Origin of the sequence: Mycobacterium deserti (assembly GCF_025345615.1) — a bacterium.
Classification (GTDB): domain Bacteria; phylum Actinomycetota; class Actinomycetes; order Mycobacteriales; family Mycobacteriaceae; genus Mycobacterium; species Mycobacterium deserti.
On the sequence record NZ_JAODWD010000007.1, the window covers coordinates 305,553 to 330,046 of the forward strand.

The window sequence follows — 24,494 nt, forward strand, 5'->3', positions numbered from 1 at the left end:
GCTAACCGTCGTCGGGGTGGCAGAGCTACCCGCGTGGATGCGACGCGACCTCAATGACTTGCCGCAGCGGTTCTACAGAGGTCCCGATCTCGCCGACGAACGGGTGCGAGAGTTCCAAGACGAGAAAGAGGTTGGCGGCCACCAGAACGCCCAGGATCCCGACCATCGTGTAGTGCGTCGCGGCCTTCTCGACGTCGTAGATGATGGCGCAGGCCAGAAGCAGGCCGCTGGTCAAAACGATGACCGCCCACAGCGACCAAGGCGGGCCGACGTCGGTGCGTGCTTGCAGCACCCGTTCGGTGCGGGCCTGGCTGAGGCTGTTGAGGTTCGTGAAAGAGGCCGCCAGAAGCGTCTTTTGGGCGTCAGTGCGCGCCTGGACCTGTCCGTACGTGGAATAAAGTCGCGCCAACGCGTCGTCGGCCTCGGGGAAGGATCGCCCGCTGGCAGCCTCCGTCCATTCGGCTACCGCCGCGTGTTCATACTCCAGAAGGCTCTGCCGAATTCGCCCGCGATCGGGGTCGTCGAACACGGCGAGGTCTCTAGCGAGTTGCACACCGGCCGCGCCCTCGATCCGTGCCCTACCGTCTGCATCGTTGATCTGGCCCCACATTGCGGAGACAACGAAACCAATGAAGAAGGCAAACACGAATCCGACCACGCCGAAGGCGAATCTGATCACGTCGTTGTGTTCGTCTCCTTTGAGGTTCGGGAAGCGATTGCGCACGAACCGTTGCAGGAGCACTGCCCCACCGGCGACGACGGCGATGAGTCCGAGCAACAGCAACCACGACGGCAGGTTGCTCACCAACCACTGACTCAAGGCCGCTCCTCTCGATTCCGGCACCCCCGATACGGGCTTCTCGACCATAGGTGTCTGCTCGGTTCCCGAAGGACGATTGCAAAATCCGGAATTGCGACTGGCACAGCGGGATCGGTGTCACGTCCGCCCGGCCGTCAGCCGTGTCAGTAGTCCAGCGACGCGGACGGCGATGTCGTCTCGAATTGCGCGCATGCGTTCGATGCCATCGATGCCCCGTTCAGACGGTTCGTCAGTGTCCCAGTTCTCGAGTTCCGTTCCGTCGACGGGTTCGACATGGGCTTCGCGCCCGAGAGTGACGACGATGTCTACTTCGCGGACGAGTTCAGGGTCGAGCAACTTCGGTGTTTCGGCGCTGATGTCGACGCCGACTTCGAGGAGCGCCTCGGCGGAGAGCGAATTGATTGTGGTTGCTGGCTGCGTGCCCGCCGAGTACACCAAGACGGCCTCGCCGGCGGCTTTGCGCATCAGCCCGGCGGCCATCTGGGACTTGCCCCCGTTCTTGACGCAGACGAACAGTACCGACGGCGGGAGCGCAGCGTGTTGCATCAGGCGCCAGGGGTGATGCCGAGTTCGTCGAGGAGGCGGCGGACACGCTTCTCGATGTCGTCGCGGATGACCCGGACGGCGTCGATGCCCTGGCCTGCCGGGTCGGGCAGCTCCCAACTTTCGTACCGTTTACCGGGAAAGACCGGACAGGCGTCGCCGCAGCCCATGGTGACGACGACATCGGCGGCCTGGACGATTTCGTCGGTCCAGGGCTTGGGAAACTCACCGGTGATGTCGACGCCGACCTCGTCCATCGCAGTGACAGCGGCAGGATTGATCTCATCGCCCGGTTCGGACCCGCCAGACCATGCCACTGCCAGGTCTCCGGCGAGATGGTTGAAGTACCCGAGTGCCATCTGGGAGCGGCCCGCATTGTGGGTGCACAAGAACAGCACGGTGGGCTTGTTGTCGGTCATCGTGGGCTCCGATCGGTGAGCATCGTTGCCGGGTTGTTGGGAGTGAATCGGCGTCGCAGGGCAAGAGAGACGTAGACCAGCGCGACGAGGACGGGCACTTCGATCAGTGGGCCGACGACTCCGGCGAGGGCCTGGCCGGAGGTTGCCCCGTAGGTGGCGATGGCCACGGCGATGGCCAGCTCGAAATTGTTGCCTGCTGCGGTGAAGGCCAAGGTGGTGGTGCGTTCGTACCCGAGGCCGACCGAGGCGCCCAGCAGGTAGCCGCCGCCCCACATGACGGCGAAGTAGACCAGCAGCGGCAGAGCGATGCGGATGACGTCGAGGGGGCGGCTGGTGATCTGCTCGCCCTGCAGCGCGAAGAGGATGACGATGGTGAACAGCAGTCCATAGAGCGCCCACGGGCCGACCTTGGGCAGGAACGTGGAGTCGTACCACGTTCGGCCCCTAACCTTTTCACCCAGCCGCCGGGACAGATAGCCCGCCAGCAGTGGGATGCCGAGGAAGATGAGGACCGATTTGGCGATCTGCCACGGCGAGGTGCTGATGGTGGCCTGTTCCCACCCGAGCCAGCCGGGCAGCACCGAGAGGTAGAACCAGCCGAGGACGGCGAACATGATCACCTGGAACACGGAGTTCAGCGCGACCAGGACGGCGGCGGCTTCCCGGTCACCGCAGGCCAGGTCGTTCCAGATGATCACCATCGCGATGCAGCGCGCCAAGCCGACGATGATCAGGCCGGTGCGATACTCGGGCAGATCCGGCAGCAGCAGCCAGGCCAGGGCGAACATCAGCGCCGGGCCGATCACCCAATTCAGCACCAGCGAGCTGAGCAGGAGCTTGCGGTCGCCGGTGACAGCGTCGAGGCGGTCGTAGCGCACCTTGGCCAGAACGGGGTACATCATGATCAGCAGGCCGAGCGCGATGGGTAACGAAATACCGTCCAACTGAACAAGATTGAGAGCAGTGTCTAAACCGGGCACGAGCCGTCCAAGCAGCAGTCCTGCGGCCATCGCGATACCGATCCACACCGGCAGGAACCGGTCGAGGAGCGACAGCTTTTCGATGACGGTGGAGTGCGCGTCGGAGGTGACGGGCTCGGTCACGCCGGCGCCCCCAACGCCATGTCGTCGGCCGCGGTGCTCAGCACTGACGAGATCAAGTTCAATGCCTCAGGAACCACGGAGTAGTACACCCAGGAGGCTCGGCGCTCGGAAGCGAGGAGACCGGCTTCTTTGAGCACCCTGAGGTGGTGGGAGATCGTCGGTTGGCTGACGTCGAAATCGCCGGAGATGTCGCAGACACATGCTTCGCGATTTGCATGACTGGCAACCAGGCTGAACAGGCGAAGACGCACCGGGTCGGACAGGGCCTTGAGTTTCGCTGCGATGTCCGCGGCGGCGGCGCTCGACAGCGGCTCTCGGACCAACGGGGCATAGGCGCATGCCGACACATCGGTCAGCGGAAGACCTGGTTTAGACACTCATCGATATTGACAGTTATCGAATCAAGGCGCAAATGAACGGTTGGTGTCGCCGGGGCGACCCGGCGAGCTGTGGGTGTGAGCTCGCCGGGTCAGCGCTCGACGGTCAGCAGCAGGACGACCCTGCCGCCACTTTGGTTTGGTCGGCGGAGGTACCTCCACAGCAGACCCCGCCCCCGGTGTTGCCACTCTCATCGGGATGCTCCGGGCTGGTGCCGAAGGTGTCGGAGTCGGAGAGCACGGTGTAGACCTCCCACTTCTCGCCTGCGGGGCCGGTGACCCAGACCTTGTCTTGGGTGGCGAAGCAGCAGGTGGTGCCGATTTCCTCGTCGGTGAACAGACCTTCACCGGTGAGCCGCGCGATCTCGGCGTGCACGGTGTCGCTGGACTCGACCTCGACGCCGAGGTGATTGATGGTCCCGCCCTTGCCGGGGTTTTGCAGCAGCACCAACTTCAGCGGCGGTTCTACCACGGCGAAGTTGGCGTAGCCCTCCTTCACTTTGTTGGGCGGGGTGTTGAACAACTTGGAGTAGAACGTGACGGCCTGGTCGAGGTCGTCAACATTGAGTGCGAGCTGTACGCGGGACATGGGAACCTTCCTGGGTTTGTGACTTATATCGAAGTAGCCGGCTGCGCCCATGATGCCCACCTCTTTGACTTATGTCAACGTTCTCGGCAGGATGGGCGTGTGCCGAAGAGTCTGCCGATGATCGATATGTCCGCGCCGGTGTGCTGTGCGCCGGTGGCGGCCGGCCCGATGAGCGACGACGATGCGCTGCACGTGGCGTTGCGTCTCAAGGCTCTTGCCGATCCCGCGCGGGTCAAGATCATGTCGTACCTGTTCAGCTCCGCCGCGGGCGAAGAGAACAGCAGCGATCTCGCTACGGCGTTGGGCCTGACCGAGTCCACCGTCAGCCACCACCTCAGCCAGCTCCGGCGGGCCGGACTGGTCTCCTCGGAGCGACGCGGCATGAACGTCTTTCACCGTCCCCACCGAGACGCTGTCGTCGCGCTCTGTGCCGTCCTGGACCCCACCTGCTGCACCTGACATACCCGCTGGGGCCGAACTCGTCGGTGTTACCTTCTCGGCTCGTACCGCAAGGCCACCGCGCCCGACCCGAAACCCAGCCGGCTCATCAGCATCAAGTCGACACGCTTCCGCTCCGCACCTTGGCGCAGGAGGGTCGAGCGGATCTGATTGCCGTCCAGACGTGGCACGTCATTGCGACGAAGCCGACGTTGACGCTCGTAACGTGGTGTCTGCACGGGCGAATCCCACCAGCACCGCATGCCCATTCGTCTACAACCCTCGCGTCGCATGGGTGCACCGTCGACGCCAGAGTCTGGAACCTAGCATCCGTGTCCGAGTGTCATTTCGAGTTGCGGCGTGAAAACCGAACCACCGCCCTGGATGTTGGAGAGGCTGTGCCGGTGTCGGTTTAGCGGCCGGGCTGGCCCCGGCCCATGGTCAGACCACCACTGCCGGCGGTGGGGCCAGCGAAATGCGCGTAACGGAATTGACGTAGAGATTGGCCGCGTCGCCGGTGCGGGTGGTTTGGTAGGCGGTGCCGTCATCGCCGACCACCACACCGCCCTGCGGGTAGCCGTCGATCGTGATGGGGGTACTGGTGCCGTCGGACCGAATCACCGTGACCGTCGTCTGGAAAGTGCTGCCGTTGCCGGTAAGGGTGGTTTGGTACGCGGTGCCGTCGTCGCCGACCACTGCAGCGCCGAACGGGTAGCCGTTCACGGTTTCGGTGGTGGTGGTGGTGCCGTCGGGGTGGATTACCGTCACGGTCGTCTCCCAAGGGTTCGCGGCGCTGCCGTCGCCGGTGAGGGTGGAAAAGGCTGCGGTACCGTCCGCGCCGACCACCGCAGAGCCGATGCCGTCGACGGTTTCGGTGGTGGTGGTGCCGTCGGGGCGGATCACCGTGACCGTCGTCTGATACGCGTTGGCGGTGTTGCCGTCGTCGGTGTAGGTGGTTTGGACGGCGGTGCCGTCCGCGCCGACCACCACTGGGGTGGTTGCCAAACCGTCGACGGTTTCGGTGGTGGTGGTGCCGTCGGGATGGATTACCGTGACCGTGGTCTGGGAGAGGTTGGCGGCGCGGGTGGTTTGGGCTGCGCTACCGTCCGCGCCGAGCACTGCACCGCCGAACGCGATGCCGTCGATCATGATCGGGGTTGATGTGCCGTCGGACCGGATCACCGTGATCGTGGTCCGGTAGGGGTTGGCGGCGCTGCCGTCGCCCGCGACGGTGGTTTGGTAGGCCGTGCCGTCCGCGCTGATCACCGCATCGCCGGTTCTCGTGCCCGCGATGGTTTCGGTGGTGGTGGTGCCATCGGGGTGGATCACCGTGACCGTCGTCTGGTTGGCGGCGCTGCCGTCGCCCGTGACGATAGTTTGGGCGGCGGTGCCGTCCGCGCCGACCACCGCAGTGTCGTAGGAGAAGCCGTCGACGGTTTTGCTGGTGGTGGTGCCGTCGGGGTGGATCACCGTGAGCGTGCTTTGGTAGGGGTGGGCGGCGCTGCCGGCGCCGGTGCGGGTGACTTGCGCTGCGGTGCCGTCCGCGCCGACCACCGCACCGTCGCCAGTCGGGATACCGTCGACGGTTTTGCTGGTGGTGGTGCCGTCGGGGTGGACCACGGTGAGCGTGGTCTGGTAGGGGTGGGCGGCGCTGCCGTCGCCGATCTCAGTTATTTGGGCGGCGGTACCGTCCGCGCCGACTACCGCACCGAAGTTCGGGATACCGTCGACGGTTTCGCTGGTGGTGGTGCCGTCGGGGTGGATCACCGTGATCGTTGTCTGGTAGGGGTCGGTGCCCGTGCTGTCGCCGGTGTAGGTGGTTTGGGCGGCGGTACCGTCCGCGCCGACCCCCACACCGATGTTCGGGAAGCCGTCGACGGTTTCGCTGGTGGTGGTGCCGTCGGGGTGGATCACCGTGATCGTTGTCTGGTAGGGGTCGGTGCCCGTGCTGTCGCCGGTGTAGGTGGTTTGGGCGGCGGTACCGTCCGCGCCGACCCCCACACCGATGTTCGGGAAGCCGTCGACGGTTTCGCTGGTGGTGGTGCCGTCGGGGTGGATCACCGTGATCGTTGTCTGGTAGGGGTTGGTGCCCGTGCTGTCGCCGGTGTAGGTGGTTTGGGCTGCGGTGCCGTTCGCGCCGACCACCACAGCGCCGAGGCCGTTGACGGTTTCGGTGGTGGTGGTGCCGTCGGGGTGGATCACCGTGACCGTTGTCTGGTAGGGGTTGGCGGTAGTGCCGTCCCCGGTGCGGGTGACTTGGGCAGCGGTGCCGTCCGCGCCGACCACCACAGAGAAGGTCGGGGCGCCGTCGACGGGTGGGAAGGTGGCGGTGTTGGTGATCGCGGCGCCGGCGGGGTCGACGGTGGCAGCGATTGATTCTGAGTCCTGCGCCTGTCCGCTACTGGCCGCGGTGATCGTGAAGAGGTCCTGTTCGACCGCTGTGGTGCTGTAGGCGTTGAGGCGTTCTTGTGGGTCGGGGGTGTAGGTGAAGCTCCAGGTTTGGGTGGTCGCGCTGAATTCGGGCGTCGAGACAGTGCCGCTGCCGTCGAGAGGTTGGGTGGTGGACACATCGAGGTCTGCCAGGGGTGTGTCGGCATCGGTGACTGTCACCGTGTAGGTGACCGCACCCGTGGAGGGTTGGGCCGGAGTAGACGTCACCGATTGAATGACCGGCGCATCATCGATGGGGGTGATGGTAAGAGTGACGGTGGCGATGTTGCTGTCGGCGGTGCCGTCGGAGACGGTGTACGTGAAGGAGTCTTCACCGGCGAAGTTTTGCTCGGGTGCGTAGGTGTAAACGCCGTCCCCGTCTAGGTCTACGAGGGTGCCGTTGTTCGGACCGTCAATGATGGTGATGGTCAGGTCATCGTCGTCGACATCGTTGGCCAGGCCGATTACATCGATGGATAGCGCTGTGTCCTCGTCGGTTTCAAGGTTGGCGTCATCGGCGGTGGGCGCGTCATTCTGGGCATTCACGGTGATGGTGACGGTGGCGGTATTGCTGTCTGCCGTGCCGTCGTTGACTTTGTAGGTGAACGAGTCGGAGCCGTTGAAGTTCAGTCCAGGGGTGTAGGTGAACGAGCCGTCGGCGTTGAGATTGAACACCGCTGCATCGTCGGGACCGTCAACCAGTACGGCCGTCAACGGGTCATCGTCGGGGTCGCTGTCGTTGGCCAGGACACCGGGAACGCCGACGGCGAACGCAAAATCCTCGTTTAATTGATAGGCGTTGTTATTAGCTACTGGTGCGCTGTTGGGGTTGACCGGCGGAGCGACGGTCACGGTGATGCTGTCGCTCGTGCTGTGGGTTTGTCCCAGACTGTGGATGTGCCAGCCGGCGGCGGCGTCGGAAGCGGTGATGGTAAAGGTGTCGGTGCCGCTGGTGTCGGTGCTGGGGGTGTAAGTCCAGGTGCCGGCGGCGGCGTTGATCGATACCGTGCCCTTCGTTGGTAGGGATGTCACGGTGTAGGTGAGGGTGTCCCCGTCGGGGTCGGATCCGCCGAGTGTGCCGTGGATTTCGCGGTCATCAGCATCTTGTTGGCCGGTGGTTTGCAAGTTCAGCGCAGGGGTTGAGTTGGCGAAGGGTTGGTTGAACTGGCGGCGCACCCACGCCAGTAGCCCCCATACCAGCGGGTTGTCGCCTGGGGCGCCTGGGCCGATGATCGGGGCGAAGAACGAGGTGACGGCGTTGAGAATGCCGCTGATGAAGGTGCCGGGAATCGCCAACAAAGCTTCGACCGGGTTCGGGGTTGCCGGTGGCGGGGCGTCGAGGGTGCTGACATTGCCGGTAAGGCCTGCGCTCGACAGGTTCTGCTCGTCGTCGGCGCCGAGGGTCATCATCCGCGAGCCGATGTCGGGTGCCCCGCCGTGAGCGCCGGACAGCGTCGACAGCATCGCCGTGGCGCCGAGTTCGTCGTTGGCCGCGGCCGTCGGCTGAGATGCGCTGCCACCGGCTGTCGGCGCAGAGGTGGGGGCGACGGTCGGTATCGGTGTGGCCGAGGTCGGATCAGCGGTCGGAACGGGCTGGGATGTGGGGGCCGCGGTGGTCGGATCGAGCGTTGGGGTGGGCCCGGCGGTCGGCGTTGGCGTCTGGGTGGGGGTGCTGTCGGTGTTGTCGATGGTGGTGCCGCTGATGGTCACCGTAGGGCTGCCGTTACCACCGATGGTGGTCGTCGTTTGCCCATCCGTCACTGTGGTCGTGGTCGTGGTCGTGGTCGTGCCAGCGTCGGCGCCAGCACCGGGGATGCCGTTGCCGTCCTGAGTGGAGGGCGACGGGTCGGGCTCGGTGGTGTTCGGGCCGGCGTCCATCGAGGCGGACTCCTCGCCGCCCTCTTCTGCCCAAGCGACACCGGGGGTGGTAGCTACAGCCAAACCGACGCCCAGCGCGACGGCCAAGGCGCCGACGCGCCCCACATAGCGGGCATAGCCCGCCCCAGCAGATGCTGGCCGATGCAGCGCCGCGTGCCGGTCGCCCCTAACGATGCGGTGGCGAGCGGCGACGGACTTTGCGGTCAGTTTGGCCATTGCGGACTCCTCTTAGCCTAGGAACACACTGCAAGGTGTTCGTCAGAAGGCTAAGGACAGGTGGTGCCCCGAGGAATCGGGTGTTTCCCTACGTTTCCCAAAGCAAGCACCATGTATTCGCTTGCGTAACGGCGGTCGGCCGTCATTGCTGCGCGACGGCGCCAACTGGAACGCAGCACGACGCCGCTGGCCGATGCTGTAAACGCGGCTCCCGAGGAACGAGCCGCATCGAGGGTGCCCACCAGTAAATTTCGGCCGCCTCCGCACTCCGCGACAGGAAAGGCGGTATCTACGTTGTCGGGCTGACAGGATTTGAACCTGCGACCACTTGACCCCCGGGAACTGGACAATGTGAACGGTGTTCTACCGCGTCCAATCCGTCCAGTTCAGCACCGCGCCGCCGTCCACCCGGTGATGCCGTGTCCACTGTGTTCCTCCCCGTCCTGGGACACCGCTGGGCCAGTGACGAACGGGCGTTCGACCCGCGCGAAGCTCTGATCAAGCGCCCGCCGGAAAGCAACTGGCCTTTCGATCAGCATCCGCTCATCACCGGCCAACACACCGATGTCGTCCTGCACGGTTGTCACTTCTTCTGACCGCTGCTGTTCGTAGGTTCTTCAGGTAGATGCGCGCTGCCCGCGGGTGGTGCGAGGCGCCAGGTGTCGATCGCCATCGCCAGCATCGCGTAGGTGCCGACGACGAAGATGAGTTCCATCGCCTGGTGCGTGCCGAGTTCGTCGGTGAGGCGTTGCCACGTCGCTTCGCCGGCGCGGCCGTCACTGAGCAGCTCGTCGGTGGCCTCCAGCACCACCCGGTCTGTGCCGTCGAAGCCGTCATTGCCCTCGGCAAGGCGAGCGATATCGTTCTCGGGCACACCGCCTTCGGTGGCGACCCTGGAGTGTTCGCCCCAGAAGAAGGCGGACCGTCGGGTGAGCGCCACTCGTAGCACTGCCAGTTCACGCAGGCGCAACGGCAACTCGCCTCGCTGCAACAGCCAACCGTTGAAAGTTAGGAACCGCCGGGCCATCTTCGGGTGGCGCGCCAGCAGGCCGATGATGTCGAATCCGAGAGGGTCGGCGGGATGGCCCGATCCGGCCCGGGGCACCTTTTCGCCCGGCAGGCCCAGTAGTGCGCCGAACGCGGCGTACTCGTCGTCGCCCCACTCGTCGGCGGTCAGCGGTGCAAGGAGCGGCGGTGTGCTCTGGGTGCCGGTCACGTTCGGCGCCCTCCGTTGACGGGGATGATTTGGCCGGTGATGTAGGAGGACTCGTCTTGGCACAGGAAGATCGCCGCGTTGGCGATGTCCTCGGGCCGGCCCGCCCGCCGCACTGGCGTGATCTTGGCGAAATGGTCCAGCGATGCGGTGAACCGGCCCTCGGCGATCGCCTTCTCGAGCATCGGGGTGACCACCATGCCAGGAGGAATAGTGTTGACTGTGATGCCTTTTGGCCCCAGTTCCAACGCGAGACTCTTTGTGAATCCGATGACTCCGGCCTTAGAGCTGACGTAGGCCGCCATCCGGGATTGGCCGCCCTGCGCGCTCGAGGACGAGATGTTGACGATGCGACCCCACTGCGCGTCGAGCATGTCGGGCAGTACCGCCTGCGTGCAGATGAACGGTCCGCGCAGGTTCACCGCCATCACGCGGTCCCATTGCTCGTCGGTGATTTCGGCGAACTTGCCGAACTGCTCGATGCCGGCGTTGTTGATCAGGATCAGCACCGGGCCGAGGTCGGCTCGGACCTGCGCCAGGGCGGATTCCACCGCGGCACGGTTTGAGACGTCGACGACATAGCCGGCGACCTTCGCGCCTTCGCGGCGCAGGCGGTCGGTTTGTGTCTCGATCTCATCGGTGGTGATGTCGAATATCGCGACCTTCGCGCCACGCGCGGCGAGTGCCTCGGTGATGGCCAGGCCGAGGCCGGCGGCACCGCCGGTGACGATGGCGGTGGTGTCTTCGAACGGCATGTCGTTATAGCCCTACGAGAATTCGATGTGCAGGCGGGTCAGTCCGCGCAGAATGAAGGTCGGCAGGTAGGTGTAGCGGCGGCGGCCGGCAGGGCCGTGCTTGCGTTCGTCGATCCGGATGTCGGTGGTTCGGTCGAAGAGCCGCTCCAGACTGATGCGGCCTTCGGCGCGGGCCAGCGGTGCACCCGGGCAGGCATGCGGCCCCCGGCCGAACGCGACGTGGCTGCGCGCGTTGGCTCGCTCGATGTCGAAGGTGTCGGGTTCGGTGAACCTGCGGGGGTCGCGATTCATCGCTGCGTTGAGCAGCATGACGGTTGTTCCGGCGGGCAGGTCTACACCACCCACCGTGACGGGGCATTTCGACAGCCGGAAGTCGCCCCGTACAGGACTCTCGTAGCGCAGCGTCTCTTCGATGAAACGTGGGATCAGGTCCCTGTTCGCGCGCAATTTCGCCTGCAGCTCGGCGTCTTCAGCGATCAGCATCACCGCGGCGCTCAACAAGCGAACCGTTGTCTCCTGGCCGGCGGCGAACAGGTTCGCCGCGACTCGGACCGCGTCGATCACTTCCGGGATCGTGCCGTCCGGAAACCTCGCCGCGGCAATCCCGTTCAGCACATCGTCGCGGGGCTCGTCTCTGCGGCTATGGATGTATTGAGCGAACTTGCCGTAGAGGTACTCCAGCGGTGAATGTTGCATCTGGTCGCCCTCGCTACTGCCGATCGTTCCCGCTTCGGTCAGTAGCGCATCGCGGAACTCGTCGTGGTCGGATTCCGGCACGCCGAGCAGGTCGGCGATGACGAGCATTGCGAATGGGGCCGCGAAATCACCGATGAACTCGCAGCGCCCGCCGGTGAGCGCGCGGTCGAGTTGGCGGTCGACGAGCCGCCACATGAAGTCTTCGTTCTCCTTGAGTCGCTTCGGAGTGAGCATTCTCGACAGCAGCGCCCGGTGTGCGGTGTGTACGGGCGGGTCGAAGGTCGGCAGTTGGTCGCTGAATGGCACCTCGTCGCGGTGCTGGGCGATCAGTTCGGAGACGTCGTCTCCTTCCAGCGGCACTGGGAACCCAGGGAACGGGCCGGTGACCGAGATGCATGACGAGAACCGCGCCGTGTCGTTGTAGATGGTGACACCCTCGTCGTACCCGGTCACCATGACCACGTCGTGGTGAGACTCTCGGCGCAGCGGGCACTCGTCGCGCAGAGCGGCGAGGTAGTCATAGGGGTCGTGCAGTAGCTCGTTGTCGGTGAAGAAGTCGACGGCGTCGAGTTCACCACCGTCGGTGGTGGTCGTCTGCGGCTGGGTCACTCCGTACCCCGGGCGCCGTCAAAGCTCGGCACGGTGCGCGTGTTGGGCAATTCCATCTGCAGATAGACGGCTATCCGACGCACTTTGTCGTCGGCATCGAACTCGTAGACCGAGATGGTGTTGACCACGCTGCTGAAGTCGCCGATGCGACTGCGCTCTTCTAGTTCGAGGAACACCAGATCCGGTGTCTCGGTGATTCGTTGGAACGAGCAGTCCCAGTCCGCTGAGATCGCCCAGTTCGTCAGGAATTCCGCGTATTCGGCCCAGTTCATGACCTCCTTGAACGGGCCGATGCGCACGAACTCGTCAACGGCGATGAGCTCGGCAAGTGGCATCCAGCTCTCGACAGAGAACCCGGGTTGCTTTGCGTTGTCGACCAATCGCTTAGTGATCTGGCTGTACTTCAGTACGGTGCGGGATCGTCCCGTCACGGTCGCAAGGATATCTGCGATCGTCAATTGTTCCTCTTTTCAGAAGAGTTGGGATCTGCTGGTGGAGGTCAGGACTTCGCGGCGTCGGCCATGTAGCGGTCGATCACCGAGTGGAAGTGCGCAATGACTACTTCCTCTTTCACCAGCGACATGTGGTCGAGCCGGTCGTTACGCAAACCGCGTTGCTGGCGCGGCATTTGCACGTAATCCTGCTGTAGGGCCTCGAAGTACTTATAGCTTCCGGGCTCCTCCACCACGATCGGGTCGGCGCGGAACGCATCGCGGTGCTCGGACGGCAGATACATGTAGCTCGCGACATGCCAGATGCAACGGTTGGGATCACCATCGGGGTGCGGTGCCGCCGTGATCACGTGGCATTCGCCGGCGCGCACGGTCATGAAGTAGTTGGGGAACAGCACCCATCCCTGGTTGTCGCTCATCTGGTTGTCGGTCAGTTCACTGACGTCGAGTCCCATACCGGTCAAGACATCGCGGGTGGCCTCTTGCAGCAACCCGCGGGCAGTGACGCCATCCGGGAATTCCACCTCGCCGTCCTTGCCCTGGTAGGGCGCGACAAGTTCCTGGAAGCGCGGAATCACCGCCGCGGTGCCGGGGAATGTCTCAGGAAGCGCCATGATCCCGTCGACCTGCTTCTGCGCACCGGCGCCCTGTACCTCGAACGGTGCGACCGCCACACTGTGGCGCTCGAAGAACTGGTACCGCGCTGTCTTCGGGTTGATGTTCAGGACCGCAAGCAACTGGGGATGGATGCCGTTGATGTGGTAGCCCTCTTCGAAGGCGTCCATGACGACCTTCCAGTTGCAGTCGATGGCCTCCTTCACATCCATCACGGTGGTGAATTGATCGATGTGGTAGGGCTCGAGCAGGCGGTAGACCTCCTCGCCCAGGTACTCGCGCAGCGGCCCGGCCTGGGGGTTGGGGTTGAGGAAGATGAATCCGGCGAACGTGTCGACGGGCACCTCGTACAGGGAGTTCTCACTCTTGTCGATCTGGCCGGCAAGGTCTTCCCGCAGCACGCCGCGCAGGTTTCCTTCTAGATCGTAGGACCACAGGTGGTACTGGCAGAGAAAGCCGCGCCTTGCGTTCCCGGTTTCGTTGATGCACAGCGCGTTCCCGCGGTGCCGGCAGGCATTCACGAACCCGCGAAGCTTGTCGTCTTTCCCGCGGACGATGACGAACGACTGGTCTTGGATGTCGCACTTCTTCCAGTCACCGGGTTTCGGCAGGTCCTCGGCGCGGCCGACGATCTGCCACACGCGCATCCAGATCGCTTCCCGCTCCCGCTGCGCGTATTCGCGCGAGGTGTAGCGGTCTGTCGGGATTGTCATGTTGAACGTACCCGGCTGGACGTCTTCCAGACCGAGACCCAGCCCGGAGTCGGGGTCGAGCCAATCTCCGGGTCGCGTTGCTGGCATCAAGGGAGTCCTCCTCAGTCGGCGAGACCACGCGGCGGGTGGCTGGCATTCGATACCCAGAAGGGGTCGCTGGCGCTAGTCCCCGCCTTGGCTGTGGCATGGAGCCGAGTGTCCGCCGCCTGTGACATGGTTCACCATATACATAAATGTATCACCGATACAACAGTGTATAAAGGTGGTCGGCGTCACATCAGTCGAAGCGACCAAGGAGGGCGGGCCGTGAGCAGCTACCGACTCGATGTGATAAGCGCCAGCGTCGCCGACGCAGTTCGTTACGCCGGCGGTCTGATGTTCGACCGCGGTCGTGCGGGGTGGTGCGTCGTTGTCGTCACCGAGGACCTCACCCACTCAACAGCGCTGGCCATTCTCGGGGCCCGCGCGCAGCCCCCTGGGCAACCTGAGCTAGTTCTGGGGAAGCTGGGTCGAGTGGTCCGCACCCGAATCCTCTCGGGCGCTACGCTTTCGGTGAACCACTACACAGCGCGCGTAGAGCTGCCACGGGTCGAGTCCGGTTCGCAGCTTCTGTTCTGGGGACCGCACGTCAACTGCGAGACCGCCGCGACCGTGTACCCCGTCCGCCATGAATTGAGCCCGGCGGCCCGGATGTTCAAAGCCCATGCGCTGCACGCCGCTGGTCTGGACACTCGCGTAGAACCGTCGGAGGAGTTCTGGTCGAAGGATGTTTTCGATCCAGACCTCCTGGTCGATCGCTCGCTCGAATCGCAGACATGCGACGACGAGTTCGAAGCCCGGTCGCCTTCGCCCACTTTGGTGGGAGGATGACCGCGTGGCCGAGCGGTGGACGAAAGAGCGGCGTGCCGAGCACACCCGCCAGATCCTGTTGGATGCCGCAGAGGAGGTCTTCGCTCGCAAGGGCCTGACCGGTGCAGCGCTGGAGGAAATAGCCGACGCCGCCGGATTCACGCGTGGCGCCATCTACTCACAGTTCGGTGCCAAGGAGAAGTTGTTCTTGGCGGTCGTGGACCGCCAGCGGCAGCGCTTCCTCGACGGGTTCGTCGAGGTGATGATGTCGTTTCATCGCCCCAGTGACATCGATCTCGACGAGTTGGCCGACCGGTGGCGCCGATTGAGCCGCGGAACAGATCGGGCGGCACTCGGACTGGAGTTGAAGCTGTTCTTGCTGCGCAATCCCGACGCGCTTGAGCGCGTCGCAGCTCAGCGCCTCGAAACCACCCGCGCCCTCGGCGAATTTATCAGCAAGAACGTCGCCCGTATCGGAGGAACCCTCACCATCGAGGCGGAGACGCTGGCCCGAGTAATCCTTGCCGCCAACGACGGCATCACCCTCGATAGCCATCTGGATGGCGAAGACCTCTATCGCCCGTATCTGCAGCTGGTGATGTCGAGCATCGAGACCCCCGGTAGTTCAACCGAACGCGGCTCGTTGCCGGCTAATGCGCCGGGGTGAGCGCGGCCGGGTCTTACAGCGTCGGGGTGGGAGCTACTACGGCGGTCATGTAGCGCAGCATGGCAGGCGGGTGTGCAGCCACGCTGCGACGGTCGGGGTGTCGGTCAGATACGTTGTTAGACAGTAAATTTGAGGGGACTCTGTGGACATTCGTCAGCGTCCTAAGCCGCCGATCCTGCGGCGCATCCATTCGGGCGGCGGCGGCCTCCGACCCTCGCGGGCACGGCGCTCGATGTCGGCCATCGACACGATGTGCATATGGCCGATGGAGTGCACCAGGACGTCGTGAGCGACGGTCAGCGCGGCGATGCAGTCGGGCTGGTGTTGTGTGCCCTGCCAGCGCACCGCCTGTTCCTCAAGGGTCGACAGAGACCCGGCGATCCTGACGGTGCCGTTCTCTAGCCCGGCGACCAGCTTCGTGCTGCGCACCAGAGCGTCACCCCGGCCGCGACCGGTGGTGTCGCCCTTAGGTGGCCACGACGTCACCCTGATCGGGTGAGTGAGCCGGTGACGGCGGAGCGTGTTGTTAACTACCGACAGATAACCCTCGCGCGCGGTGAACGCCTCGACGGCGATCTCGGACGCGCCGAGGTCCTGCGCCAGCTCGACCGCCGCCCGCGCCCAGCGTTCCGGCGTCATCGGCTCGCTGATGTCCCGGTGCACGACGACCACGCCCTCGCGGGTCAGGCTGGCCGCGACGAGGCCGCAGGCGTCGCCGTGGCCGCTGTCGGACGGATCGACGCCGACGACCGTGCGCAGAGGCGCGGTCGGCATCGCGGGTAGCCGCCACCGGTCAAGCCACTCCCGTCGGATTACGTTGCCCTCGGGCGAGGCCGGTACGCCTTGGAACTCCGCGGACCAGGTCCGCTCGCCAACCGAGCGGCGCAGGTCGGCGAAGTGCTCAGGTGTGCCCCGCTCGCGCTCCTCGGCGAGCAACGTGCCGATCAGGTCGCCGGGATGCCAGCGCCGGCCAGGCGCGCGTCGACGTGTTGGGACACTCTTGGCCCACTGGGACGCCGGACCGCCTCGACGGGCACTCCCCCGAGACGCAAAAACCCGCTCCGGACTGGTCGGAGCGGGTTTTACTTTGTCGGGCTGACAGGATTTGAACCTGCGACCACTTGACCCCCAGTCAAGTGCGCTACCAAACTGCGCCACAGCCCGCGGTGCTGCCGGGATCGCCGGCAGCGAGTCGAAAGCCTACCGCAGCGCGACGTCACAATCCCAACCACCACCAGTGGGTACACGCACGCAATGAGCGACAACGTGCGCGACGACACCCCGCTCTGGTTGTTCGCCGATCAACTCGGCCCGGCGCTGCACGGCGGCGAGCACGCGCACCGCGAAATCCTTCTCGTCGAGGCGACTACTGCCCTGCACCGCCGCCCCTACCACCGCCAGAAGCTGCACATTGTGCTGTCCGCTCTGCGTCATGCCGACCAAGAGCTCGGTGATCGCGCGACGTTCATTCAGACCGACACCTACACCGACGCCCTCGAACGGTACGGCCGTCCCGTTCTGGTACACGAGCCCACCTCGCACGCCGCCGAGCAGTTCGTCCACCGCCTCAAGAAGGAAGGACTCGTCGCCGACGTCCTGCCAACCCCGATGTTCGCCCTCCCCCGCGCCGAGTTCGCCCAGTGGGCGGGCAACCGCACGAGGTTCCGGATGGAGGACTTCTACCGTGACCAGCGGCGCCGCTTCGACATCCTCATGAACGGCGCCGACCCCGTCGGCAATCGATGGAACTACGACGAGGAGAATCGCCAGCCACCGCCGAAAAAGCAAGCGACGCTGGGAGTTCCGGAACCCTACTGGCCAACCGAAGACGACATCGACGACGAGGTTCGCCGCGACCTGGACCGGATGAACCTACCAACCGTCGGGGTCGACGGTCCACGCTTGTTCGCCGTCACTCCCGACGAGGCGCAACAGGCGCTCGCCCGGTTCATCGACTACCGCCTGCCCCACTTCGGCCGTTATGAGGACGCCATCATGGCTCAGGACTGGGCCATGTCGCACTCCCTGCTGTCCGTCCCACTCAATCTCGGCGTCCTGCACCCCCTCGACGCCGTCGAATCCGCCGAACGGGCCTACCGCGACGGACACGCCCCGCTGGCCGCCGTCGAGGGCTTCATCCGTCAGATCCTCGGCTGGCGCGAGTACATGTGGCATTTGTACTGGCACTTCGGCCCCGGCTACACCCGCAACAACGAACTCGACGCCCACACCCCGTTACCCGCGTGGTGGAAGGACCTCGACGCCGATGCCGTCACCGCCGAATGCCTGCGCCACGCGCTGATGGGTGTCCGCGATCGCGGTTGGACTCACCACATTCAACGGCTCATGGTGCTCGGCAACCACGCGCTGCAGCGCGGCTATCAGCCGCGCGAACTCACGGAGTGGTTCGCCACGGCATACGTCGACGGCTTCCGCTGGGTCATGCCCACCAACGTCGTCGGCATGAGCCAGCACGCCGATGGCGGCAAGCTCGCCACCAAGCCCTACGCCGCGGGCGGTGCCTACATCAACAAGATGAGCGACCACTGCGGCGACTGCGCCTACGACCCGAAGAAGCGCCTCGGCGAGGACGCCTGTCCGTTCACCGCCGGCTACTGGAACTTCGTGCACCGGCACCGTGACCGGCTCGCCGGGAACAACCGCACGAGGCGGTCGGTCTCGTCGATGGAGCGGCTCAAGGACCTCGACGGCGTCGTCGAGCAAGAGGCCAAGCGTCGAGAGTTCTGAATCAGGCGCCGGCGCGCGTCAAGTCCTGAGCCGCGACCTCGGCGGAAACCCGTTGCACCGCACGGGATGTCCGCCATGCAACGACCAGCGCGGCCGTCCAGGCGATCACGATCACGCTGTAGATGCCGGTCGACCACGGCCAGTGGATGCCGAAGTAGTGCACCAACTTCTGGCTGTTGGTCAGCACGATGACCCCGCCAACCGCGGTGCCCAACAGAGCCGGGTTGATCCGGCTGACCAGCCAGGCAGCGAACGGCGCCGCGATGACACCGCCGACCGCCAGACCGACGACAACCGGCAAGTTCTGAATGAATTCCTCCCGGAGTCCGACCACGAAGCCGACCGAGGCCGACGCCGCCACCAGGAATTCCGACGCGCTCACAGAACCGATCACCGTGCGCGGCGCCGTCTTGCCCCGCGACAGCAGCGTGCTGGTGGTGACCGGGCCCCAACCGCCGCCACCGGACGCGTCGATGAACCCGCCGAACAATCCCAGCGGGCTGAGAAACTTCGCGCTGTGCGGCGTCTCGCCGTGCCGCAGCACCGGCGGATTGCGCATCGAGAATCGCAGCAAAACATAGGCACCGATGACCACGAGGATGCCCGCCATCAGCGGCGCCGCGTCCTTGGTCGACAACGACGACAGCACCGTGGCGCCAATGAACGCTCCGATCGCACCCGGCACTCCGAGCTTCAACACGATCGACCAGTCGATGTTCTTGAACCGCCAATGCGACAACCCTGAGGCCAGCGTGGTGCCCACCTCCGCGAGGTGCACTGCGGCGCTCGCCTGGGCGGCTCCGACGCTGCTGAGCACCAACAGCGTCGACGCGGTGACGCCGAACGCCATGCCGAGGGCGCCGTCGACCAGCTGGGCGCCGATGCCGACGAGGGCGAAGATTAGAAGCGAACGCATCAGGTTCGGCTGCTTTCGAGGTGGCGGTCAGCCGCAGATGACCACGACGGGCGAGTGGGCGCAGATCAGATGCGCGCGCGACACCACTCGTCGAAGGCCATCAGTCGGCGCGACGGCCAGAACGGCTCGAGGGCCCACAGGGCCGACGGCGCGGTGCGGAAAGCACGTTCAGCCACCGGTCAGCCCCTTTCTGTGGTCCGTGAGCACATCTTGCGATGCTACCGGGCCGGATTAAAGAGTTAACAATCGATACAGCCCGATTAATCCGACGACGACGATGACCGCGCGCAGCGCGTTGGGTGAGAGCCGCCGTCCGTAGTGCGCGCCAAGGAAGCCGCCGATCAGCGAGCCCACCGCGATCAGTCCCGCCGCCAGCCAGCTGATGCGGTCATAGGCGACGATCGTGTAGGCCACCGCGGCCACGATGTTGACCACCAGCGAAAGCAGGTTCTTGGCCGCGTTCATCCGTTGCATGTCTTCGGGCAAGAGTGCGCCCATCGCGGCGATGAGCAGGATTCCCTGCGCCGCCGTGAAATACCCGCCGTACACCCCGACGGCGAACGTCGCGAACACCAGCGCCGCCATTCGTCCCCGCGACACATGCTCGAGCGAGCGCCCCGCCGCCTCCGAACGGATGCGCGCCCACGACTGGATCTTCGGGCCGATCACCACCAGCGCCAGCGCGAGGACGAGCAGCACGGGCACCACCTGCTGGAACACCTTCTCCGGAAGATGAAGCAGCAGCCACGCGCCGACGCCCGCGCCGACGAACGACGCCGGCAGTTGCCAGCGCACCCGGTTCCACTGACCGCGAAGTTCTCGCCGGTAGCCCCACGTGCCCGACGCGCTGCCGGCGACCAGCCCGACCGAATTCGACATCGTCGCCACGACCGGCGGGTAACCCAGCGCGACGAGAGTCGGGAACGTCACCAGCGTGCCGGAGCCGACGACGGCGTTGATGGCGCCGGCCGCGACCCCCGCCAACGCTATGAAGACCATGTCGACGACGGGCACTCGGCCAACCCTAATGGAGCGAAATCGGCGCAGTATGTCGAGCTGAGCGTGACCGGATACGCCCGACTCACCGGGAGCGGGCGCCCCGCTTCTCGCGCACCCGCACGTTGATCCTGATCGGACTGCCCTCGAACCCGAACGTCTCCCGCAGCCGTCGCTCCAGGAAGCGCCGGTAGCCGGCTTCGAGGAATCCCGAGGTGAACAGCACGAAGGTCGGCGGTCGCGATGTCGCCTGCGTGGCGAACAGGATTCGCGGCTGCTTACCACCGCGCACCGGCGGCGGATGCGCCGCGACGACTTCTTTGAAGAAAGTGTTGAGCCGGCCCGTCGACACCCGGGAGTCCCACGACGCCAGCGCCGTCTCCAGCGCGGGCACCAGCTTCTGCACCGCCCTGCCGGTCATCGCCGAGATGTTCACCCGTTGTGCCCACTGCACCTGCACCAGTTCGCGGTCGATCTCACGGTCCAGCAGATAGCGGCGGTCTTCGTCGACCAGATCCCATTTGTTGAACGCCAGTACCAGTGCCCGGCCGGCTTCGATCACCATCGACAGCACCCGCAGGTCCTGCTCGGTCAGCGGCTGTGAGGCGTCGATCAAGACGATCGCCACCTCGGCGGAGTCGATGGCGCCGTGGGTGCGCACCGACGCGTAGAACTCGTGCCCGCTGGCCTGGCCGACCTTGCGCCTGAGTCCTGCGGTGTCCACGAACCGCCAGAGCTTGCCGTCCATCTCGATCAGCGAGTCGACGGGATCGACGGTTGTGCCCGCGACGTCATGCACCACCGACCGCTCATCACCGGAAAGCCGGTTCAGCAGTGAGCTTTTACCGACGTTCGGCTTACCCACCAAGGCCACGCGGCGCGGGCCTCCCCCGCCGGCAGCCAACTCTGACACCGCAGGCAACGCCTCGAGCAGTTCGTCGAGCAGGTCGGCCACCCCGCGGCCGTGCATCGCGCTGACCGGGTGCGGCTCACCGAGTCCCAGCGACCACAGTTCTGAGGCGTCGGCCTCGCCGCGCTCGGTGTCCACCTTGTTGGCCGCCAGGAACACCGGCTTGCCCGAGCGTTGCAGCAGCCGCGCCGCCGCCTCGTCGGCCGTCGTCGCACCTACCACCGCGTCGACCACGAAAATGATTGCGTCGGCGGTACGCATCGCTACCGACGCCTGTTCGGCCACCAGCTGTTGCAGCCCCTTGGCGTCGGGTTCCCATCCGCCGGTGTCCTGCACGACGAACCGGCGGCCCGACCACGTGGCGTCGTAGGACACCCGGTCGCGGGTCACGCCCGGCACATCCTGCACGACCGCCTCGCGGCGCCCGAGGATCCGGTTCACCAGCGTCGACTTGCCGACGTTGGGCCGCCCGACGACGGCGACCACCGGCGGCGGGGCCGCGGCCTCCTCGATGGCCTCCGCGACGTCCTCTGCCCCGAGTTCCCAGTCACTTTCGTCGGTCCATGTGCCGTCGGTCATGGCCGGACCCCGCAGCGCTGCTGTGCCAATTCGGACAGATGCTCGACGACCTCGGCCTCGGTCATGTCGCTCGTGTCGACGACCACCGCGTCGTTGGCGGCGCGCAGGGGCGATACCTTGCGCGTCGAATCCAGATGGTCGCGGCGTTTCACGTCGGCGAGCACCGCCTCGTAATCGTCGGCCAGACCCGAGGTCACGTTCTGCTCGTTGCGCCGCCGTGCTCGCACCTCGGCCGAAGCCGTCAGGAAGATCTTCAGATCGGCGTCGGGCAGTACGACCGTGCCGATGTCGCGGCCTTCGACCACAACGCTGTCGGCGCCCGCCGCAAGCTCCCGCTGCAAATCGACCAGTCGTGCCCGGATCGCGGGCACCGCCGAGACGGCTGACACCGCCTTGGTCACCTCGTCGCCACGGATCTCACTCGAGACATCTTCAGCGTCAAGGTAAGCGCGGTCGACGTCGGGGTCGTAGCCCACGGACAGTGGGACGTTCGCCGCCACCCTCGCGACAGCCGTCGTGTCGTCCAACCGCACTCCCGCGCGTAGCACCGCCAACGTGACGATTCGATACATCGCCCCCGTGTCCAGATAGCGCGCGCCGAGTGACCGCGCCAACCCCCTTGAAACAGAGGACTTTCCGGTACCCGCGGGCCCGTCCACGGCGATCACGACCGGAACGCTCACAGTCCGACCGCCTTGTACAACTCGCCCAATTCTTTCTGTGTGAGGACCCGGATACTGCCCGGCCGCTGCTCGCCCAGCGACACCGACCCGATGTCGGTGCGCACCAATTCCAGGACCGGATACCCGACCGCGGCCAGCAGCCTGCGCACGATCCGCTTGCGGCCCTCATGCAGCGTGACCCGCACCAGCGTCTTGCCGGGCAGCTTGTCCACCACGGCGAAGTCGTCGACGCGCGCCGGGCCGTCGTCCAGTTCGACTCCAGCGCGCAGCGTGCTACCTACTCCGCGACGCACGGCGCCGTCCACCGTCGCCACATATGTCTTGGGCACCTCGTAAGACGGGTGCATCAAACGGTGCGCCAACTCACCGTCGTTGGTCAACAACATCAGCCCTTCGGTGTCGGCGTCCAGTCGCCCGACGTGAAACAGCTTCTTGTTGCCGCGAACCCGATATTCCACGAGGTCGCCGACACAGGGTCGGCCGCGGTCGTCCGACATCGTCGAATGCATTCCGAGCGGTTTGTTGATCGCCAGGTGCACCAGGGTGTCGTCGACGGTGATCCGGGCTCCGTCGACGCGGATCACCGAGGCGGTCGGGTCGACGCGGGTGCCGAGTTCAGTGACGATGCGGTCGTCGACCTCGACGCGGCCGTCGATGATCATCTTCTCCGCGACCCGCCGGGAGGCGATCCCGGCCTGCGACAGGACTTTTTGCAGCCGTATGCCTTCCGTGTCAGGCATCGGCATCCCGGTCGACGTCGAACGACATCGGCTGTACGGCCGGTGCCGGGGTGCCGCTGAGCTTCATGAAACGCGGGTCGTCGTCCAGTGATTCGCTGAGGTCGTCGATCACGTCGACATCCGGCAGCAGCGGCGCGATGTCGGGTAGGTCGGCCAATGAGGTCAATCCCAGCCTCTCCAAGAACAATTCGGTCGTGGCGAACGTGACCGCGCCGGAGTCCGAGTCGGCGCCGGCCTCGGTGATCAGTCCGCGCGCAAGAAGTGTGCGTATCACCGCGTCGACGTTGACCCCGCGCACCGCGCTGACCCGGGCCCGCGTGACCGGCTGCCGGTAGGCGATCACCGCCAGCGTCTCGAGCGCCGCGCGCGTGAGTTTCGAGCGGGCACCGTCGAGCACCAACCGTTCTACGTACGGCGCGAACCGCGCCCGGGTGTAAAGCCGCCAGCCACCGCCGGCTTCGCGCAGATCGATACCGCTCTCGCGGGCCGCGAGCTCGTCGGCCATCATCGTCAGTTTGGCGGCGACGCGATAGGCGGGTTGCTCGGTCGCGGCCGCGAGCTGCTCGACGGTCACCGGCGTGTCGACCACCAACAGCAGCGCTTCGAGCACCGCCCCGAGTTCAGCGTCTTCCAACTCGGGCGCGGTGGCAACATCGATGCCGATTTCGAGATCCGTTGAGGTGTCGTCAGTCATAGTGGTCTACTTCCGCCGCGAGGTGTTCGTTCGTCGGGCGTTCGCCGGTCCACGAAATTTGGAGCACACCAAGCGGTTCTGGTTGTTCGAATGCTACCGCCCGCGCCCGGTACAGCTCGAGCAGCGCCAGGAAGCGGCCCACGATCTCGATCGGCGCCTGACAATCGGCCACAAGTTCGCGAAACGACGCCCACTGCCCCATGCCCCGGGTCTGGAGCAGCGCCATCAGATTGCCGACCTGCTCGGGCACCGAGACCGCCACCTGGTGAAGGTGCTCGGTGCCGACCGTAGGCACCGGTCGCGGGGTGAAGGTCGCTGCGGCGATCTGCGCGAAGGCGTCGGCGTCGACGCCCAGCATCACCTCCGGCAGCAGGTCCTGATACTGCTCCTCCAGCGCAACGGCGCGCGGGTAGCTGCGCAGCGCCGCCGCCTCGAGTTCGGCGAACATCTCGGCGACATGCTTGAACGCGCGGTACTGCAGCAGCCGGGCGAACAGCAGGTCGCGCACCTCCAGCAGCGCGAGATCCTCCTCGTCGTGCACGTCGCCCGCGGGCAGCAATCGGGCAGCCTTGAGATCGAGCAGAGTCGCCGCGATCACCAGGAAGGCTGTGGTCTCGTCGAGCTCGAGTTGTCGACCGATGGCTTTGGTGTAGGCGATGAAGTCGTCGGTGACTTGGTGCAGCGCCACTTCGGTGACGTCGAGGCGGTGCGCGAAGATCAGCTGCAACAGCAGGTCGAAGGGACCCTCGAAATTGCTCAGCCGAACTTGGAAGCCTGCCTGCTGGGTCTGCTTGGCGGAGCGAGATGTCGCCGCCTCCTCGGCTCCGTCCTCTGTCAGCGAGTCGG

23 protein-coding genes, 1 tRNA gene and 1 pseudogene are annotated in these 24,494 nt (G+C 65.5%); 5 read left to right on the forward strand and 20 right to left on the reverse strand.

Annotated elements, in window-relative coordinates:
- Positions 1 to 25: 25 nt before the first annotated feature.
- The 5 genes and pseudogenes from N4S67_RS27125 to N4S67_RS27150 form a co-directional block, all read right to left on the reverse strand.
- On the reverse strand, positions 26 to 820 hold the full coding sequence (locus N4S67_RS27125) for a bestrophin-like domain (RefSeq protein ID WP_260996141.1): 795 nt from the start codon (positions 818 to 820) through the stop codon (positions 26 to 28).
- 117 nt (positions 821 to 937) lie between these two features.
- Entirely contained in the window at positions 938 to 1,366 is a 429-nt protein-coding gene (locus tag N4S67_RS27130; RefSeq protein WP_260996142.1) for an arsenate-mycothiol transferase ArsC, read from the reverse strand.
- A pseudogene (gene arsB / locus N4S67_RS27140) lies at positions 1,366 to 2,885 on the reverse strand (ACR3 family arsenite efflux transporter). Before arsB ends, N4S67_RS27130 begins: the two are co-directional and overlap by 1 nt.
- Positions 2,882 to 3,262 carry an ArsR/SmtB family transcription factor gene (locus N4S67_RS27145; protein ID WP_260996143.1) on the reverse strand — a complete coding sequence of 127 codons (381 nt, stop codon included), beginning with the start codon at positions 3,260 to 3,262 and terminating at the stop codon, positions 2,882 to 2,884. Before N4S67_RS27145 ends, arsB begins: the two are co-directional and overlap by 4 nt.
- Before the next feature lie 106 nt (positions 3,263 to 3,368).
- Positions 3,369 to 3,851, reverse strand: coding sequence for an ArsI/CadI family heavy metal resistance metalloenzyme (locus N4S67_RS27150; RefSeq protein ID WP_260996144.1), 483 nt, complete (start codon positions 3,849 to 3,851; stop codon positions 3,369 to 3,371).
- A 99-nt stretch (positions 3,852 to 3,950) separates the two neighbouring features.
- On the opposite strand from N4S67_RS27150, the gene N4S67_RS27155 reads away from it, so the two are divergent.
- Entirely contained in the window at positions 3,951 to 4,310 is a 360-nt protein-coding gene (locus N4S67_RS27155; protein WP_260996145.1) for an Rv2640c family ArsR-like transcriptional regulator, read from the forward strand.
- Positions 4,311 to 4,730: 420 nt separating this feature from the next.
- Here N4S67_RS27155 and N4S67_RS27160 read toward each other — a convergent pair whose 3' ends face one another.
- Positions 4,731 to 8,813 carry a beta strand repeat-containing protein gene (locus N4S67_RS27160; RefSeq protein WP_260996146.1) on the reverse strand — a complete coding sequence of 1,361 codons (4,083 nt, stop codon included), beginning with the start codon at positions 8,811 to 8,813 and terminating at the stop codon, positions 4,731 to 4,733.
- Between the two features lie 419 nt (positions 8,814 to 9,232).
- Between N4S67_RS27160 and N4S67_RS27165 the strand changes: the two genes are divergently transcribed.
- Positions 9,233 to 9,409, forward strand: coding sequence for a hypothetical protein (locus N4S67_RS27165; RefSeq protein ID WP_260996147.1), 177 nt, complete (start codon positions 9,233 to 9,235; stop codon positions 9,407 to 9,409).
- On the opposite strand, the gene N4S67_RS27170 is transcribed toward N4S67_RS27165, so the two are convergent.
- From N4S67_RS27170 to N4S67_RS27190, 5 genes are all read right to left on the reverse strand, one after another.
- Entirely contained in the window at positions 9,397 to 10,029 is a 633-nt protein-coding gene (locus N4S67_RS27170) for a carboxymuconolactone decarboxylase family protein (protein ID WP_260996148.1), read from the reverse strand. The genes N4S67_RS27165 and N4S67_RS27170 overlap by 13 nt on opposite strands.
- A complete protein-coding gene (locus N4S67_RS27175) occupies positions 10,026 to 10,781 on the reverse strand; it encodes an SDR family NAD(P)-dependent oxidoreductase (RefSeq protein ID WP_260996149.1) in 756 nt (251 codons plus the stop codon). Before N4S67_RS27175 ends, N4S67_RS27170 begins: the two co-directional genes overlap by 4 nt.
- 12 nt (positions 10,782 to 10,793) lie before the next feature.
- Positions 10,794 to 12,086 (reverse strand): cytochrome P450, encoded by a 1,293-nt coding sequence (locus N4S67_RS27180; RefSeq protein ID WP_260996150.1) that lies wholly within the window; start codon positions 12,084 to 12,086, stop codon positions 10,794 to 10,796.
- Positions 12,083 to 12,517, reverse strand: coding sequence for a hypothetical protein (locus N4S67_RS27185; protein WP_260996151.1), 435 nt, complete (start codon positions 12,515 to 12,517; stop codon positions 12,083 to 12,085). Before N4S67_RS27185 ends, N4S67_RS27180 begins: the two co-directional genes overlap by 4 nt.
- Positions 12,518 to 12,585: 68 nt before the next feature.
- Positions 12,586 to 13,953, reverse strand: coding sequence for an aromatic ring-hydroxylating oxygenase subunit alpha (locus N4S67_RS27190; RefSeq protein WP_260996152.1), 1,368 nt, complete (start codon positions 13,951 to 13,953; stop codon positions 12,586 to 12,588).
- Between the two features lie 219 nt (positions 13,954 to 14,172).
- Between N4S67_RS27190 and N4S67_RS27195 the strand changes: the two genes are divergently transcribed.
- Complete coding sequence (locus N4S67_RS27195) at positions 14,173 to 14,736, forward strand: hypothetical protein (protein WP_260996153.1); 564 nt, start codon at positions 14,173 to 14,175, stop codon at positions 14,734 to 14,736.
- Between the two features lie 4 nt (positions 14,737 to 14,740).
- Positions 14,741 to 15,382, forward strand: coding sequence for a TetR/AcrR family transcriptional regulator (locus N4S67_RS27200; protein ID WP_260996154.1), 642 nt, complete (start codon positions 14,741 to 14,743; stop codon positions 15,380 to 15,382).
- A gap of 153 nt (positions 15,383 to 15,535) precedes the next feature.
- Here the strand turns inward: N4S67_RS27200 and N4S67_RS27205 are convergent, their stop codons facing one another.
- Complete coding sequence (locus tag N4S67_RS27205) at positions 15,536 to 16,318, reverse strand: phage terminase large subunit family protein (protein WP_260996155.1); 783 nt, start codon at positions 16,316 to 16,318, stop codon at positions 15,536 to 15,538.
- Between the two features lie 154 nt (positions 16,319 to 16,472).
- Positions 16,473 to 16,546, reverse strand: a tRNA-Pro gene (locus N4S67_RS27210).
- Between the two features lie 90 nt (positions 16,547 to 16,636).
- Here N4S67_RS27210 and N4S67_RS27215 point away from each other — a divergent pair.
- Positions 16,637 to 18,130 (forward strand): cryptochrome/photolyase family protein, encoded by a 1,494-nt coding sequence (locus tag N4S67_RS27215; RefSeq protein ID WP_260996156.1) that lies wholly within the window; start codon positions 16,637 to 16,639, stop codon positions 18,128 to 18,130.
- A gap of 1 nt (position 18,131) precedes the next feature.
- Here the strand turns inward: N4S67_RS27215 and N4S67_RS27220 are convergent, their stop codons facing one another.
- From N4S67_RS27220 to N4S67_RS27250, 7 genes are all read right to left on the reverse strand, one after another.
- Complete coding sequence (locus N4S67_RS27220; RefSeq protein ID WP_260996157.1) at positions 18,132 to 19,046, reverse strand: sulfite exporter TauE/SafE family protein; 915 nt, start codon at positions 19,044 to 19,046, stop codon at positions 18,132 to 18,134.
- A gap of 231 nt (positions 19,047 to 19,277) precedes the next feature.
- A complete protein-coding gene (locus tag N4S67_RS27225) occupies positions 19,278 to 20,045 on the reverse strand; it encodes a sulfite exporter TauE/SafE family protein (protein WP_260996193.1) in 768 nt (255 codons plus the stop codon).
- Positions 20,046 to 20,127: 82 nt separating this feature from the next.
- A complete protein-coding gene (gene der / locus N4S67_RS27230; RefSeq protein WP_260996158.1) occupies positions 20,128 to 21,531 on the reverse strand; it encodes a ribosome biogenesis GTPase Der in 1,404 nt (467 codons plus the stop codon).
- Complete coding sequence (gene cmk, locus N4S67_RS27235) at positions 21,528 to 22,214, reverse strand: (d)CMP kinase (RefSeq protein WP_260996159.1); 687 nt, start codon at positions 22,212 to 22,214, stop codon at positions 21,528 to 21,530. Before cmk ends, der begins: the two co-directional genes overlap by 4 nt.
- Positions 22,211 to 22,954, reverse strand: a complete 744-nt coding sequence (locus N4S67_RS27240; protein WP_260996160.1) for a pseudouridine synthase — start codon at positions 22,952 to 22,954, stop codon at positions 22,211 to 22,213. The genes cmk and N4S67_RS27240 overlap by 4 nt, the downstream gene beginning before the upstream one ends.
- Positions 22,947 to 23,648: an SMC-Scp complex subunit ScpB gene (gene scpB, locus N4S67_RS27245; protein WP_260996161.1), complete on the reverse strand. Its 702-nt coding sequence runs from the start codon at positions 23,646 to 23,648 to the stop codon at positions 22,947 to 22,949. The genes N4S67_RS27240 and scpB overlap by 8 nt, the downstream gene beginning before the upstream one ends.
- Positions 23,641 to 24,486, reverse strand: a complete 846-nt coding sequence (locus N4S67_RS27250) for a segregation/condensation protein A (RefSeq protein WP_260996194.1) — start codon at positions 24,484 to 24,486, stop codon at positions 23,641 to 23,643. Before N4S67_RS27250 ends, scpB begins: the two co-directional genes overlap by 8 nt.
- Positions 24,487 to 24,494 lie beyond the last annotated feature (8 nt).